This window comes from Cupriavidus sp. USMAHM13 (genome assembly GCF_001854285.1).
GTDB classification, from domain to species: Bacteria; Pseudomonadota; Gammaproteobacteria; order Burkholderiales; family Burkholderiaceae; genus Cupriavidus; species Cupriavidus malaysiensis.
The window spans coordinates 826,483-841,823 of record NZ_CP017751.1 but is presented as its reverse complement, the minus strand read 5'-3'; the positions used below and the strand labels follow the sequence as shown (position 1 = coordinate 841,823).

Below are 15,341 nucleotides of genomic sequence, written 5' to 3'. Positions count from 1 at the left end.
TGGTCGTGCAAGAGAAGATCGTGGAAGCGAAGCCGGCGCAGGCCGGCACAAGCAGGACAGCGGCGCGGCCTCGGCCCGCCGGCAGCGCCGGGACGGGGTCCGGCGCCAGCGGCATGCTCCGCAGTGTAGGCGTGGAATCCACCGATATAATTTCGGCGACGGACTTTCATTCGTTCCTTGAATTCACGAATCAGCTCGATCTCATGGATGGCTTCTCCGATCTCGCCTTCTTCGTGCTGCTGGTCAAGCGCGGCAGCCTCGCCGGTGCCGCCCAGCAGCTCGGCCTGACGCCGTCGGCCGCCAGCAAGCGGCTGGCCGCGCTGGAGGCGCGCCTGGGCGTGCGCCTGCTGCATCGCACCACGCGCAGCCTCAGCGTGACGCCGGAGGGCGAGGCCTATCTCGCCCAGGGCAGCCGCATCCTGGCGGATCTCGACGAGCTCGAACAAGGACTCGCCGGCAGCCGCGTGGCCCCGCGCGGCCTGCTGCGCGTCAACGCCACGCTGGGCTTCGGGCGCCGCCACCTGGCTCCGGCCGTGGGCACCTTCCTGCTGGCCTGCCCCGAGGTCGAAGTGCAGCTGCAGCTCAGCGACCGCCCGCTCAGCCTGGCGGAGGAAGGCTTCGACGTAGGCATCCGCGTCGGCGACCTGCCGGACGCGCGCCTGAGCGCACGCCGGCTGGCGCCGAACCGGCGCCTGCTGTGCGCCGCGCCGGCCTACCTGGAACGCCATGGCGCGCCCGCCTCGCCGCGTGAACTGCAACGCCACCGCTGCATCGTGATCCGCGAGAGCGACAGCGCCTACGGCAACTGGCAGCTGCAGTCGGCCAACCGGCAGGAAACCGTCAAGGTGCGTGGGCCGGCCGCCACCAACGACGGCGAGGTGGCGGTCGGCTGGGCCCTGCAGGGACACGGCATCCTGCTGCGCTCGGAATGGGACGTGGCGCCCCTGCTGCGCTCGGGCCGCCTGCGCCAGGTGCTGCCGGACTGGGCCGCGCCACCGGCCGATATCCACGCGGTCTACCTGAGCCGCGACCAGTTGTCGGCCAAGGTGCGTGCCTTCGTCGACTTCCTCGCCGAGCACTTCTCCGGGCACGACGCGCGCGAGCGCTACGCCGGCTGGTAGCAGGCCCGCAGGAAGCCCGCTACTGCGCGTGGGATACTGCTACGCTGTTCCATGCGGGGCACCTGCTGCCCGTTCGCCGGAGCCACTCCATGCATACCCAGGACCTCTCCGCGTGGACCCACAGCCACGTCTTCGATACCGGCAACCGCATGGCCGAGCGCGGCACGCGGCTGGTGATGTGGATCACGCTCGCCACCATGGTGGTGGAAATCGCTGCCGGCCTGTGGTTCAACTCGATGGCGCTGCTGGCCGACGGCTGGCACATGAGTTCGCACGCGCTCGCCATCGGCCTGTCGGCCTTCGCCTATGGCGCCGCACGCCGCCACGCGGGCGACGCGCGCTTCGCCTTCGGCACCTGGAAGATCGAAGTCCTGGCCGCCTTCGCCAGCGCCGTGTTCCTGCTCGGGGTGGCGGCGCTGATGGCCTTCGGTTCGGTCGAGCGCCTGTTCAGCCCGCAGGCCATCCATTACCGCGAAGCGCTGACGGTGACCGTGCTGGGCCTGCTGGTCAACCTCGCCTGCGCGAGGATCCTGGGCCATGCCCACCACGGTCATGGCCATGATCATGGGCACGATCACGATCCCGACCATGGGAACGGCCACGGACATGCGCACGGTCATGCCCATCACCACGGCCACGACATCAACCTGCGCTCGGCCTATCTGCACGTGATCGCCGACGCCGCCACCTCCGTGCTCGCGGTGCTGGCGCTGGCCGGCGGCTGGTGGCTGGGCTGGCGCTGGCTCGACCCGGCGATGGGCCTGCTGGGTGCCGTGCTGGTCGGGCGCTGGGCCTGGGGCCTGCTGAAGCAGAGCGGCGTGGTGCTGCTCGACCGCGAGATGGACCACCCGGTGGTGGAAGAGGTGCGTGACGCCCTGGCCGCCTTCGGCGAGGGCGAGGAAGGCACGCGCGTGACCGACCTGCATGTGTGGCGTGTCGGCAAGGAGCGCTTCGCCTGCATCGTCGGCCTGGTCACTCACGATCGGGCCCTGACGCCGCAGCGCGTGCGCCAGGCCCTGTCCGTGCACACCGAGCTGGTACACGTGACGGTGGAAATCAGCCGTTGCGAGCCCAAGCGCGGGCGCCTGGCCGCGGCCGCACGCTAGACGCCGGCAGGCACCGCCGGGCACGCCGCCGCTACAGCACGCACTGCATGCACAGCGCCGGCACCCCGGCGTCGCGGTGGAATTCCGCCGAGGCCAGCACCTCGGGCGGCAGACGCGAAGCCGTCACCAGCGAGAAGCCGTAGCGCGCGAAGTAGCTGGGGCAGCTGGCCGACAGCAGCACCGCATGGCGGCAGCCGTCGGCGCGGGCGCGGGTCAGCACGCTCTGCACGAGATGGGAGGCGATGCCACGGTCGCGGTATTCGGGCAGAACCGCCACCGAGCGCACCACCACGCTCTTGCCATAGCGCTCGGCGCCGGCGCAACCGACCACGCGGCCATCCATCACGGCCACGTGGAACCACGGCAGCAGCGGTTCGATATCCGCCGCGTGCAAGCCGCAGCGTTCCAGCAAGGCCGCGATGGCGTGCAGGTCGGTCGCCTGCGCCCCGCGGAGCTGCAAGTCTCTAGTCATGGATCATCTCCTTGACCCGCCGTGCCGGCGGGGCTCCGCGATGGAGATCTGCTTCTTGTCTCTGGGTTCCCGGATCGCGCCAACGATGGCTCGAACCACGGCTCGAACTACCGTTCGAACGGCCCGGGAGCGGCCGCATGGATGCGCTTCGCGCCATTGTTCCATAGACGACGGCGTGCGTGCGGCATACCCGGCACTGCAAAGAGCGGGATAACGGCAGGAAACGGGGAAACCAAAGGAAAACTGGAGGCGGGGATACGGAATCGAACCGTCGTGAACGGCTTTGCAGGCCGTCGCATCACCACTCTGCCACCCCGCCTTGGATGGACTTTGCTGGATAGCGTGCGCTGCCGGGATCCCGAAGCGCCACATGCGTCATTGCGGGCGCAGTGTAGCCGGAATTCGGAAAGTCTGCACGGCGCGGCCTGGGCCGAGCCTCGCGCCTTCCCTCGCCTGCCGCCTCCTCTTCCGCCTCCTCTTCCGCCTCCTCTTCCGCCTCCTCTTCCGCCACCTTGCAGGCCCACCGCAGATCCGGCTTGATTAGATGACAGCCATCATCTAATATCCCGGCAACCCCAAGGAAGGAGCCCTCCCATGGCAAGATCATCCCGCGAACAGGCAGAGAAGCATCGCGAAGCCATCGAGGCCGCGTCATCGCGCTTGTTCCGCGAACGCGGCCTGAACGGCATCAGCGTAGCGGAACTGATGGGCTCGGCCGGCCTGACGCACGGCGGCTTCTACAGCCATTTCGATTCGAAGGACGCACTCGCCGCGATCGCCTGCGGGCGCGCCTTCGCCGAGTCGGCGCAGCGCTGGGACCGTCGTCTCGCGGAGGCGGGGGACGACCGCCACGCCATGCGCGAGCGCATCGCCGGCCCCTATCTTTCCGCGCGCCATCGCGACGACCCCGGCGGCGGCTGCCCGGCGGTGGCGATGTGCGTCGACGTCGCGCGCGAGGCCGCCGACAAGCCGGTGCGCCAGGCCTTCCGCGACGGGCTGCAGCAGCTGGTGGCCCAATGGGAGCGCACTATCGACGAGGCCGACCCGGCCGTGCGCCGGCGCCGCGCCATGGCCGAGCTGGCGGCGATGACCGGAGCCGTGATGCTGGCGCGTGCCACCGTGGACAGCCCGGACGCCGACGACTTCCTCGCCGGCATGCGCGAACTGATCCTCGGCGCGGGCAGCGCCGAGGCCGCCGAAGGCGGCTAGGCGCTCAGGCGCCCCGGCGCAGGCCACGCCTCCCGTCCCCCATAGCGGTCCCCCATAACGCAAACCCGGCAAACCGGCAAACCCGGCCGCGGCAGGCACCACGCCTCGCGCGGCAAGTCCCCGCACACCGCCCATGCTCTCGACACGACTCAACCGCCGGCTCGACCGGCGCGGCATCCACTACGCGTGGCTCATCGCCGCCCTGACCTTCCTGGTCATGCTCACCACCTCGGCGGCGCTCGGCCTGCCGGGCGCCTTCCTGCTCCCGCTCTCGCGCGAGCATGGCTGGAGCACCGAGCAGATCTCCTCGGTGCTGGCCGTGCGCTTCGCCTTGTATGGGCTGATGGCGCCATTCTCGGCCATGCTGATGGAGCGCTTCGGCGTGCGCCGGGTCGTGGCCACCGCGCTGGCGCTGATCGCGGGCGGCATGGCCCTGGCCACCGTGGTGCGCGAACTGTGGCAGCTTTTCATCGCCTGGGGCCTGATGCTGGGCATCGGTTCGGGCATGACGGCGCTGGTACTGGCCGCGCTGGTGGCCAACCGCTGGTTCACCGCGCGGCGCGGCCTGGTGGTCGGCATCCTGACGGCCAGCGCCGCCACCGGCCAGCTCGCCTTCCTGCCCCTGGCCGCCTGGCTGATCGAGCACCTGGGCTGGCGCTCGGCGGTGGTGCCGGTGCTGCTCGCCTGCTCGGTGCTGGCGGTGCTGGTGATGCTGCTGATGCGCAGCCGTCCGCGCGACCTCGGCCTGGCCGCCTTCGGCGAGGTGCCGGCCAGCGTGGCGGCCGCCCCGGAACCTGCGCCCGCGGCGGTCAACCTGCGCACCCCCTTCGTGGTCCTGCGCGAGGCCATGGGCACGCAGACGTTCTGGGTGCTGGCCGGCACCTTCTTCATCTGCGGCCTCAGCACCAACGGGCTGATCCAGACCCACTTCATCACGCTGTGCGGCGACTTCGGCCTGAGCGCCGTGCCCGCCGCCTCGGTGCTGGCCATGATGGGCGCGTTCGACTTCGTCGGCACCATCAGCTCGGGCTGGCTGTCGGACCGCTATGACAGCCGCAAGCTGCTGTTCTGGTACTACGGCCTGCGCGGCCTGTCGCTGTTCTGGCTGCCACACTCCACCTTCACGCTGTACGGGCTGTCACTGTTCGCCATGTTCTATGGCCTGGACTGGATCGCCACCGTACCGCCCACGGTCAAGCTGGCCGGCGTGGCCTTCGGCAAAGAGCGCGCGCCGATGGTGTTCGGCTGGATCTTCGCCGCCCACCAGATCGGCGCGGCCACCGCGGCCTACGGCGCCGGCCTGAGCCGCACACTGCTGCTGACCTATACCCCGGCGCTCTACGTCGCCGGCGGTGCCTGCCTGCTGGCGGCGGTGCTGGCACTGGGCGCACGCCTGCGCAAGGAGGGCGCGGCGGGCGAGCCGCAGGCGCCCCGGGCAGCCCGCGCCTGAGCCCCGCACGCGGCCGCCCCGGACGGCCGCGGGGAGCGCGGCAAGCCGCGGCACGGCCATCTTATAATCGGCCGGGAAGCCGCTCCCGCTCCCCCCTCCATGCCAGGCAAGCACAATTTCCGCATCATCGCGGCCGTCGTCGCCAGCGCGCTGTTCATGCAGAACATCGACGCCACCGTGGTGGCCACGGCGCTGCCCAGCATGGCGCGCGACCTCGGCGTCAATCCGGTCCACCTGAGCAGCGCGATCACCTCCTACCTGATCGCGCTCACGGTATTCATTCCCATCAGCGGCTGGATCGCCGACCGCTTCGGCGCCAAGCGCGTGTTCATGGCGGCCATCGCCACCTTCACGCTGGCCTCGGTGCTGTGCGCCCTGGCAAGCGGCCTGCCCGCCCTGATCGCCGCGCGCGTGCTGCAGGGCATCGGCGGCGCCATGATGGTGCCGGTCGGCCGCCTGATCCTGTTCCGCCAGGTGCGCCGTGAAGAGATGCTGTCGGCCACCACCTGGCTGACCATGCCCGCGCTGGTGGGCCCCGTGCTGGGCCCGCCGCTGGGCGGCTTCCTCACCGACGCCATGTCCTGGCGCAGCGTGTTCTGGATCAATGTCCCCTTCGGGCTGGCCGGCCTGCTGCTGAGTGCCTGGCTGATTCCGCCCGCGCAGGGCGAGCGCCCGCCGGCGCCCGACCTCACCGGCATGGCGCTGGTCGGGCTCGCGCTGACCACGCTGATGGTCGGCGTGGAGATGATCGGCCGCGGCCTGCTGCCCGGCTACGTGCCACCGCTGTGCATCGCCGCCGGCCTGCTGCTGTCCTGGCTGAGCGTGCGCCACTGCCGCCGCACCGCGCATCCGGCCATCGACTTCTCGCTGCTGCGCATTCCCACCTTCCATGCCGCCACCGTGGCCGGCAGCCTGTTCCGCGCCGGTGCCGGCGCCCTGCCCTTCCTGGTACCGCTGACCTTGCAGGTCGGCTTCGGCCTGAGCGCGTCGGTGAGCGGCCTGATCTCGCTGGCCAGCGCGCTGGGTTCGTTCTGCATGCGGCCGATGACGCGCTTCGCGCTGCACTGGCTGCCGATGCGCACGGTGTTGATCGCAGGCAGCATCTCCTTCGCGCTGATGCTGGCGGTCTGCACGACGCTGTCGCCGGCCTGGCCCGAGACCGCCGTCTTCGCGCTGCTGCTGTGCGGCGGCCTGAGCCGCTCGCTCAGCTTCGCCTCGATGGGCGCGCTCGCCTTCGCCGACGTGCCGCCGGCGCGGCTGTCGGCTGCCACGTCTTTCCAGGGCACGGCGCAGCAGATGACCAAGGCGGTCGGCGTGGCCATTGCCGCCGGCTCGATGCAGCTGACCATGCTGCTATCCGGCCGCACGCATGCCGAGCACTTCGACTTCGCCTGCGCCTTCCTCGCCATCGCCGTGCTCGTGCTGGCGTCGTGGCCGATGTTCGCGGCGCTGCCGGCCGACGCCGGCGAAGGCGTTTCGGGTGCGCCGCGGCGGTCGTCGACCTGAGCGGCGGCCTGCGAGCCCACCCAGTCATCGCCCAGGCACCGCCAGGTCATCACTCAGGGCGACGGCAGCGCAAAGCGCACCAGCAAGCCGTCCTCCCCTTCCCTCTGCGGGTCCGGCAGGACCCGCGCCGGCAGGCCGTACACCGTCTCCAATACCGCCGGCGTCAGCACTTCGGCCGGTCTGCCCTCGGCCACGGCGCGGCCGCCGGCCAGCAACAACAGCCGGTCGCACCATTGCGCGGCCAGGTTGACGTCGTGCAGGACCACCAGCACCGCCAGCCCTTCCGCGCGGCTGAGGGCGCGCACCGCCTGCAGCAGCTGCAACTGGTGGCGCGGATCGAGGCTGGAGATCGGTTCGTCGAGCAGCAGCGCGCGGTATTCGCCCGGTTGCCGCGCGGCCAGCGCCTGCACCAGCGCGCGGGCGAAGTGCACACGCTGTTGTTCGCCGCCGGACAGGTCCGGGTAGCGGCGCCCGCCCATGCGGGCGAGATCGGCCAGGCCGAGCGCGCGTGCCGTCAGCGCCGCCAGCGCACCGGCATCCAGTTCGGGGAACGGATAGGCGCCCATCGCCACCACCTCGGCCACGGAGAGGTCGAAGCCCAGGCTGGACGACTGCGGCACCACCGCGCGGCGGCGCGCGAGGGCCGCCGCCGGCCATTGCCGCAGGGCGCGGCCATCCAGCGCCAGCACGCCACGGTCGGCGGGCAGTTCGCCCGCCACCACGCTCAGCAAGGTCGTCTTGCCGGCGCCATTGGCGCCGAGCACGCCCAGCACCTCGCCCGCACGCACGTCGAGGTCGATGCCGGCCAGCACGGCGCGGCCGCCGCGGCTGCAGCAGAGTTCACGCAGCACCAGCATCTCAGGCCGTCCTCCGCGCCAGCATCCACAGCAGGAAGGGACCGCCCACCAGGCTGGTGACGATGCCGATCGGCAGTTCGGCCGGGATCACCACCATGCGCGCCAGCCAGTCGGCCAGCGTCAGGGCGATGGCGCCGCCCGCCAGTGTATTGGGCAGCAGCCAGCGGTGGTCGGCGCCGAGCGGCAGGCGCACCAGGTGCGGCACCACCAGCCCGACGAAGCCGATGGTGCCGGTCACCGCCACCAGCGGCCCGACCAGCAACGCCGTCAGCACGATCAGGCGGCGGCGCAGGCGCGCCAGGTCGAAGCCCAGGTGCTGGGCCTCGCGCTCGCCCAGCAGCAGCGCATTCATGGCGCGCCAGTCGCGCATCAGCAGCGCGCACAGCACGGCCACCAGCGGCACCAGCCAGGCCAGCTGCGCCCAGCTCGCGCCGGCCAGGCTGCCCAGGTTCCAGAAGGTCAGGTTGCGCAGCTGCACCTCGCTGGCCTGGAAGGTGAAGAAGCCCACCACGCTGGCACAGATCGCGTTGATGGCGACCCCCGCCAGCAGCAGGTTGGCCACGCCGGGACGCCGGCTGCCGAGGCGGTAGGCCAGGGCCGTGGCGGCCAGGCTGCCGGCGAAGGCGGCCGGGGCGATGCCCGCCAGGCCCTGCGCGCCCAGCACGATGGCCGCCACCGCGCCCATCGCACCGCCCGGCGAAATGCCGATCAGTCCCGGCTCGGCGAGCGGATTGCGGAACAGCGCCTGCATGACGGCGCCGGACAGCGCCAGCCCGGCGCCGACGGTCAGTGCCAGCACGATGCGCGGCAGGCGCACCTCCAGCAGCACGCTGCGCCACATGGCCGCTTCACCCGCGGCGGCCGGGTCGAACAGCAGCGGCAGCACCTGGCTGCGCGGAATGGCCAGCGCGCCGCTGGCGGCGGCGCAGATGGCGACCACGGCCAGCAGTGCGCACAGGACGGCCAGGACGCGCCGTGGCGACGGGCGCAACGGCCGGCGCGGCAGCAAGAGGCGGAGAGCGTTCACGGGTCGATCCGGCGAGGTATGGACGTCGAAGCGCGGGCTTCAGCGCGGTGAGGACCTGGCGGCCAGCCCCGCCTCCAGTTGGCGCAGCGCCTCGGGCAGGCGCGGGCCGAAGCCGAGCAGCAGCAGGTCGTCCATCACCACCACGCGCCGCGCCTTGGCCGCCGGCGTCGCGCTCAGGCCGGGCTGGGCGAGAAAGGCATCGAGGCTGCCGCTGGCCTGGACCGACAAGGTGGTGGTCACGATGACATCGGGCCGCAGCGCCACCGCCGCCTCGGCGGAGAACGGCTTGTAGCCCGACTGTGCCGGCAGCACGTTGGTGGCGCCCACCAGCCGCAGCATCGCCGCCGCCGCGGTGTCGTCGCCGGCGGCCTCGAGCTTGCCGGTATGGCTGCTGACCAGCAGCACCCGCAGCGGCGCCGGCACCGGCCTGATGTCGCGCAGGGCGGCATGGATGCGGCCGACCAGCGCGCTGCCGCGCGCCTCCACCCCGAGCGCCGCGGCCACGCCGAGGATGCGCTGGTCGAGCGCGGCGAGCGTCGGCGCCGACGGCACCACCACCACCTTGCTGCCCAGCCGCTGCAGCTGTTCCAGGGCCTGCGGCGGGCCGCTCTGGTCGGAAGCCAGCACCAGGTCCGGCTTCAGGCTGGCCACGCCCTCGACGGAAAAGGCGCGGTAGTAGCCCACCTTGGGCAGCTTGAGCGCCGCCGGCGGGTAGAGGCTGGACGCGTCGGCGCCGACCATGCTGGCGCCGGCATCGAGCGCGTAGACGATCTCGGTGACGGGGCCGCCCAGGCCCACCACGCGCGCCGGCGCCGCCGCATGCGCCAGGCCGGCCGCGCACAGCAGCCCCGGCATCCCAAGCAGCGCCGCCCGGCGCCATCTCTGCAGGATCTTCATCGGATCTCCCCCGGAAGCGCGCGTCACGCCGCCAGCGGCTGCGCGCACAGCGATGCCATCAGGCTGCGCCAGGCCGGCAGTTCCGGCTTGCCGGGCTTGCGCTCGCCGAAGAACTGCACGATCAGTTCGCCGTCGGCGCCGTACAGCTCCAGCGAGGTGACCCAGCCATCGCTGGTGGGCTTGTTGACCACCCAGCTCGAAGCCACCGCCTCGGTATTCAGGTGCAGGTTGAAGGTGTCGTCGAGCACGTTGAACCACGGCCCCGTGCGCAGCAGGCGCTTGACCGGGCCGGTATGGATCTGCACGATGCCGCGATTGGCGACGAAGCACATGATGGGCAGGCCGCTGGCGGCCGCCGCGCCCAGCATGGCCTCCACGGCGTCGCCGGCGACCGGCTGGGCCAGGTCGGCCCCGGCCGCGCGCAAGGCGCCCAGGCGCGACACCTTGAAGTGGCGCAGCATGGCGAAGAAGTCATGGGTATCGGTCAGGCCCAGCCAGTGTGAGCGCAGCGCGCCGGCGTCGTCCGGCGCCTCGGCCTGCTCCGGCGCGCCCGGCGGCTCCGCCACCACGGGCAGGCCGGCCTCGGTGGCAAAGCGCTCCACGTAGGCGTCCCAGGCCGCGCCGTCGGTGTGCTCGGTGCGGTAGACCTTGTGCACGGCCTCGCCGCCCCGGTCGAAGAACTGCAGGCTGTGGCGCCCGTTCTCGCTGACGGCATAGAAGTGCTTCCAGCTGTTGAAGAACAGGCGCAGGTCGATGTCCGGCCCCAGCACCAGGCCGACCGGTCCGTCGGCCTGGATGTCGAGGTAGCGGCCGTGGCGCTCGTGCACCGCCGCGTCGTTGCGCGACAGCGCCATGAGCGGACCGAGCGTGCCGAGTTCGCGGAACAGCGCTTGCGCGGTGCCGGCCAGCGGGCGCGCGTGCACGCCGCAGCCGGCGGCGACCAGCGCCGCCTCCGGCACGCCGAGGCGCAGCGCACGCTCGCGGATGCGCAGCCTGGGTTCCTGCGCGGCCAGCTGCTGGTGGCGCGCGCGCAGGCTGTCGATTGAGTAGATTGAGTCGAGTGAATCGGGTGCGTGTCGGTTTTCCATATCTGTCTGCTCAAGGTCCCGCCCCCGACGGTGGCGCCGCGGCCGGGAGGAACGGAAGGCCGCGTCAGGGCTGGATGTCGAATTCGATGGTCCAGGTCTGGGCGCTGTTGTAGTCGTTCGGGTCCGCGTACGCGATCCTGGTCACGTGGAAGCGCGCATAGGTCGAACCCTCGCCGCCGCGCAGCAGGCTGGCGTTCCCGGGATTGGCCTTGAGCAGGTGCGCCACGGCGGGCAAGCCGGCGGCTGCGGCGGCGGTGGCGCTCGGGTAGTAGGTGTACCAGCCGAAGTTCATCGGATTCGGATAGGTGCCGGTGTAGGCCGGGTTCAGCCGCGACGCGGTGCCGTCCTTGACCCACTTGGTCTGGTCGGCGGGCAGCGCCAGGTCGGCCGCGCTCAGGTCCGACTGCGTGGCGGCGAGGTTGGACGCATCGGTGAACCTGGCCGCCACCGGCTTGCCGCTGCCGTCGTAGAAGCCGGCCGGGGTCTTGGCGAGGAAGCCGGCCACCTTGCCGCTGCCGGATTCGCCGCCGTTGAGCTTGATGTTGTAGCGGTTGAAGGCGATGTGCCAGTTGCCGCTGGCGGTGGTGACGGCGCCGGCCGACAGGTCGTAGTAGACCCAGTCGGCGGCGGCGTTGACGGTGGCGGTGCGCACCGTGGCGGGCGCGCTGCGGTCGACCCAGCGGAACGACGGGTTGCCCGAGGTGGTACCGCCGGCGCCGCCGTAGTAGCCGGTGACCTGCAGCGCGAACACCGGGGCCGCGGCGGTGCCGACCGGGTCGGCCTTGCTGCTGTCGGCGGTGATCAGGATGGTGCGGTAGTTCGGGTACAGCAGGTGGTCGCTGCTGCCGCCCACGCCGTACTCGAAGACCGCCGAGCCGATGTCGTTGGTGCCGGCGAACACGCCGCTGGCCGCGTCCTTGAAGAACAGCGTGGCCGGGATGGTGCCGCTGACGGGGTCGGTAGTGGCGTTCTTCCAGGCCAGCAGTTCGGCCCAGCCATGGTCGAACGGACCGCCGAAAGCACCGCCGGCGCCGCTGCCGCTGCTGCCGCTGTTGGTCCACAGCGTGGCCGAGCGGTTGGCCGACTTGACCTTCAGGTCCCAGGCGCTGCCGGTGCAGCCGGCGACCTCGGCCTTGGCGTTGAAGTCATAGCAGACCGCGCTGCCCGAGGCAGGCAGCGTGAACGTCCACGTGGCCGACTGGGTGAAGCCGTTGGTGGCGGCGCTGCCACCCGACTGTCCGCTGCCGCCGGACGCTCCGCCGATGGCGCTGCCGCCACCATCGGCACCATCTCCGCCACCGCCGCAGGCCGCCAGCACCAGTGCCAGCATGGACACGCCGAGTGCCGATGTGAATCCCTTCTTTCCTTCCACTTGATGCTCCCCTGTGTTGTGGTTTGGGATAGGCTGCGCGCCGCGCGGCGCGCCTACTTCGCGGCGTCGACGCTGAAGCGCGCGCCGAGATAGACGAAGCGGCCCGCGACCGGCCCGAAGTCGTTGGCGTTGGAGAAGTCGCGCTGCCGGTTGAACAGGTTGTTGACGCCGACGAAGGCGGTGACGCCGCGGCCGAGTTTCTGGTTCAGCGCCACGTCGACGGTGGTCCAGCCCGGCGAGCGGGCGCCCGAGCCCGAGTCGACCAGCTCGCTGCTCTGGTAGCGGCCGCGCAAGGACAGCTCGGTGCCCGCCAGCAAGCGCCAGTTGGCGCCGAGGCGTGCCATGTGGCGCGCGCGGCGGGTCAGCTCGGTGCCGGTATCGAGGTCCTCGGCATCGGTGAAGGTATAGGCCCCGGTCAGGTCGAGCCGGCTGGTAGCGCGCCAGCGCAGCGAGGTCTCCAGGCCCTGTGTCCTGGCCCGCGCCACGTTGCGGTAGGTGTAGACGGCGATCCCGTTGACGACCGTGAAGTGGCTCATGTCGGTCTGGATCAGATCGGTCACGCGGTTGTAGAAGAGGTTCGCGTCGAGGGTCAGGCGGTCCTGCCAGCTCAGCGCGCCGCCGAACTGGAAGCTGTTGGACGATTCCGGCTTCAGGTCCGGGTTGCCGAGCACGATGTAGCCGAGCGAGCTGTGGTCGAACAGGTAGTGGCGCTCCTTCAGGTTGGGCACGCGGTAGCCCTGGCCGAAGTTGGCGCGCAGCACGCCCTTCCAGGCCGGGCCGTCAAGCAGGTTGGCGCGCACGCCCACCTTGGGCGCGAAGTGGCTGCCAAAGTCCGAGTCGCGCTGGCCGCGCAGGCCCACCACCATCTCCCAGGTGTCGTTGAAGAAGATGTCGTTCTGCGCGTACAGCTCGGCGCTGCTGCGCTCGGCCTTGCCGCGCAGCTCGGAGATGTTGTTGGCGGTCTGTTCCAGGCGCTCGCGGTGCAGGTCGCCGCCGAACTGCCAGAGCTGCGAACGCCATGCCGGCATGTCGAACTGCAGGGACAGGTGATCGGTGCGCTGCGACGAGGCACGGGTCGCGGTGCGGTAGTCGTTCGAGTATTCCTGCGTGGTGCTGTCGTAGCCCTCGGTCATGCCGGCCGCGCGCGCCTGCACGCCGTTGCCGAAACGCCACTGCGCGCCGGCGGCGAAGCGCTTGCGCGAGATATCCTCGCTCTTGCTCTGCGGTACGTAGCGCGGCGGCGCGTAGTAACGGTAGCGCTGCTCGTCGTTCTCGCGATAGGCGCTGGCGTCGAGCCACAGGCTGCCCGCCGCGCCCGGCAGCCATTCCAGGCGGCCGGCGTACTGCTGGCGGCGCACCGCGTCGCCGTGCCGGGTCCAGCCGTCCGGGTCGACCGCAAAGCCTTTGTTGTCGAGGGCATCGGCGGCGAGGCGCGCGCGCCAGCGTGCGCCGCCGCCCTCGACGCGGGCATTGCCGTGCAGCGCTCCCGGCGTGCCGCTGGCGTTCTGCGCGCCGTAGCTGCCCGCATCGGCCGACGCCGCGCCGGAGAAGCCGCGCGCGATCGGCCGGGTGATGACGTTGATCACACCGCCCATGGCCGAACTGCCGTACTGGGCGGAGCTGGCGCCCTTGACCACCTCGATGCGGTCGACTTCGGTCAGCAGGTACTGCGAGACGTCCACGGTGGAGCCGGTGCTGGCGGTGATCGGCAAACCGTCGATCAGCACCAGCACCTGGTCGCTGGTCATGCCCTGCAGGCTGACCTCGTAGCCCGACTTGCCATGGATCTCGCGCAATTGCAGGCCGGGCACGTTCTCCAGCGCATCCTTGAGCGTGCGCGCATGGGTGCGCTCGATTTCCTGCCGGGTCACCACCTCGGTGCGCACCGGCGTCTCGTCCACCGGTTTTTCCGAGCGCGTGCCGGTCACCACGATGGTGGGTAGCGCCTCGCCCTCCTGCGCCAGCGCGGCGCCCGGGACACCCCATGCGCTGAAGAGCGCACCCACGACAAGGGGAAGCGTACGGCGGGGAAGGAAGAGCGGGTCCTGCGGCACGATGCCAGTTCCTGATCACAAATAAGAATGCAAATGATAATGGTTAACATTCTCATGTACAAGAACTTACAAAGTCGACATATCGGCACAGTGGTTCAAGGGGGGCGGCAGGATGCCACCATGATCCGGCCCGCAAAAAAACAAACCCCCGCATCCGGCAGGATGCGGGGGTCGGGGAAGCCGCGCCGGGGCGGCGCCGGCAACCTCAATTGCCTATTGCGACATGCTCCTTGTTGTCGCGACATCGCCGGGAACTGGCGGATGCAGGCCAAATCGTGAAACCAGATCAGTTGCCGCCCGGCCCAAACCTGCCCGGCGACGCTGCTGCGCCCTGTACGTCAATGCGTGGGATCGTGGACGCGGGCCGGATGGCCATGGTCCGGGACCGCGGAACGCAACGCCGGGCCAAGGCTTCTGGCGACGGACAAGTCTGTAGAGCGGACGCCGCCTCGCGCGGCATCCGCCGCATCCGCCGCATCCGCCGCATCCGCCGCATCCGCCGCTATCGGGCGTCGTTGTAGACGGTGGCGCGCGATACCCCCAGGTGTTGCGCGACCGTCTCCATCGACCGCCGCAGATCGAGGTATCCCTCTTCCTTGAGCGCTTGCATCAGGGCCTTCCGCTGGTCAGTACGGAGCGCCTGCGGCGTAGTTGCCAAGCCGACCGCAAACCGGTCGATTCGCTCGCGAAGCGAGTCGGCTGTGGATGGATCCAACGACTCCTTCACCGCGCTGCCCTTGGAGACCGAGAACTGGTCCAGCATGGTCGAGATGCTGCGGAACAGCGTCACGTCGACATTCAAGCAAAGAGCGGCAAAGTAGTGGCCATCCGAGTCTTTGATGCCGATCGAGGTGCTCTTTGCCTGGCGCCCATCACTGAAGCGGTTCGCATAGTTCGCCAGAACCTGCGGGTAGTCGTCGTCGGCAATCCGAGCCAGGCCGAGCTCCGTCGCGGGGTCGCCCACATTGCGTCCGGAGAGGTTGTTATGGATGGCGAGAATCGCGTGCTTCGGCGAGCGAAGGTCGTGGACCACAACCTCTGTGAATGGTGCCAGCGTCTCGCCGAGTGCCGCTGCGATCTGCTTGACCTGCTCAAGAATCGCCTGCTGTTCGCTGGTAAGTCGTCCTCTGGTCATTCTGGACTCTCTATCTAAGTTTAGTCGCATTGTATAGGGCATTCGCC

At 70.6% G+C, this 15,341-nt stretch carries 13 protein-coding genes and 1 tRNA gene; 5 read left to right on the top strand and 9 right to left on the bottom strand.

Translation table 11 applies throughout. The features are described 5' to 3' along the window. Window positions 1-203 precede the first annotated feature (203 nt). A complete protein-coding gene (locus tag BKK81_RS03785) occupies window positions 204-1,121 on the top strand; it encodes a LysR family transcriptional regulator (protein ID WP_071010830.1) in 918 nt (305 codons plus the stop codon). An 89-nt stretch (window positions 1,122-1,210) separates the two neighbouring features. Continuing rightward, complete coding sequence (gene dmeF / locus BKK81_RS03780; RefSeq protein ID WP_071010829.1) at window positions 1,211-2,227, top strand: CDF family Co(II)/Ni(II) efflux transporter DmeF; 1,017 nt, start codon at window positions 1,211-1,213, stop codon at window positions 2,225-2,227. Window positions 2,228-2,258: 31 nt separating this feature from the next. On the opposite strand, the gene BKK81_RS03775 is transcribed toward dmeF, so the two are convergent. Both BKK81_RS03775 and BKK81_RS03770 read right to left on the bottom strand, forming a co-directional pair. Then, on the bottom strand, window positions 2,259-2,699 hold the full coding sequence (locus BKK81_RS03775; RefSeq protein ID WP_071010828.1) for a GNAT family N-acetyltransferase: 441 nt from the start codon (window positions 2,697-2,699) through the stop codon (window positions 2,259-2,261). Between the two features lie 244 nt (window positions 2,700-2,943). After that, window positions 2,944-3,018, bottom strand: a tRNA-Cys gene (locus BKK81_RS03770). Between the two features lie 275 nt (window positions 3,019-3,293). On the opposite strand from BKK81_RS03770, the gene BKK81_RS03765 reads away from it, so the two are divergent. The 3 genes from BKK81_RS03765 (at window position 3,294) to BKK81_RS03755 (ending at window position 6,864) form a co-directional block, all read left to right on the top strand. Then, on the top strand, window positions 3,294-3,908 hold the full coding sequence (locus BKK81_RS03765; RefSeq protein WP_071010827.1) for a TetR/AcrR family transcriptional regulator: 615 nt from the start codon (window positions 3,294-3,296) through the stop codon (window positions 3,906-3,908). Between the two features lie 133 nt (window positions 3,909-4,041). After that, the gene (locus BKK81_RS03760) at window positions 4,042-5,358 is read left to right on the top strand and encodes an MFS transporter (protein ID WP_071010826.1); all 1,317 of its coding nucleotides are present in this window, start codon (window positions 4,042-4,044) and stop codon (window positions 5,356-5,358) included. Window positions 5,359-5,457: 99 nt separating this feature from the next. After that, a complete protein-coding gene (locus BKK81_RS03755; RefSeq protein ID WP_071010825.1) occupies window positions 5,458-6,864 on the top strand; it encodes an MDR family MFS transporter in 1,407 nt (468 codons plus the stop codon). A gap of 53 nt (window positions 6,865-6,917) precedes the next feature. On the opposite strand, the gene BKK81_RS03750 is transcribed toward BKK81_RS03755, so the two are convergent. The 7 genes from BKK81_RS03750 to BKK81_RS03720 form a co-directional block, all read right to left on the bottom strand. Beyond that, the gene (locus BKK81_RS03750; RefSeq protein WP_071010824.1) at window positions 6,918-7,721 is read right to left on the bottom strand and encodes a heme ABC transporter ATP-binding protein; all 804 of its coding nucleotides are present in this window, start codon (window positions 7,719-7,721) and stop codon (window positions 6,918-6,920) included. Window position 7,722: 1 nt separating this feature from the next. Next, window positions 7,723-8,667, bottom strand: coding sequence for a FecCD family ABC transporter permease (locus tag BKK81_RS03745; RefSeq protein ID WP_156811340.1), 945 nt, complete (start codon window positions 8,665-8,667; stop codon window positions 7,723-7,725). Window positions 8,668-8,787: 120 nt separating this feature from the next. Continuing rightward, window positions 8,788-9,645, bottom strand: coding sequence for a heme/hemin ABC transporter substrate-binding protein (locus BKK81_RS03740; RefSeq protein WP_071010823.1), 858 nt, complete (start codon window positions 9,643-9,645; stop codon window positions 8,788-8,790). Between the two features lie 23 nt (window positions 9,646-9,668). Then, complete coding sequence (locus BKK81_RS03735; protein WP_071010822.1) at window positions 9,669-10,733, bottom strand: hemin-degrading factor; 1,065 nt, start codon at window positions 10,731-10,733, stop codon at window positions 9,669-9,671. 64 nt (window positions 10,734-10,797) lie between these two features. Then, on the bottom strand, window positions 10,798-12,105 hold the full coding sequence (locus tag BKK81_RS03730; RefSeq protein ID WP_231907970.1) for an HmuY family protein: 1,308 nt from the start codon (window positions 12,103-12,105) through the stop codon (window positions 10,798-10,800). Window positions 12,106-12,158: 53 nt separating this feature from the next. Further along, complete coding sequence (locus BKK81_RS03725; protein WP_071016011.1) at window positions 12,159-14,111, bottom strand: TonB-dependent receptor plug domain-containing protein; 1,953 nt, start codon at window positions 14,109-14,111, stop codon at window positions 12,159-12,161. A 550-nt stretch (window positions 14,112-14,661) separates the two neighbouring features. Continuing rightward, complete coding sequence (locus BKK81_RS03720) at window positions 14,662-15,294, bottom strand: helix-turn-helix transcriptional regulator (RefSeq protein WP_071010820.1); 633 nt, start codon at window positions 15,292-15,294, stop codon at window positions 14,662-14,664. Window positions 15,295-15,341: the final 47 nt, after the last annotated feature.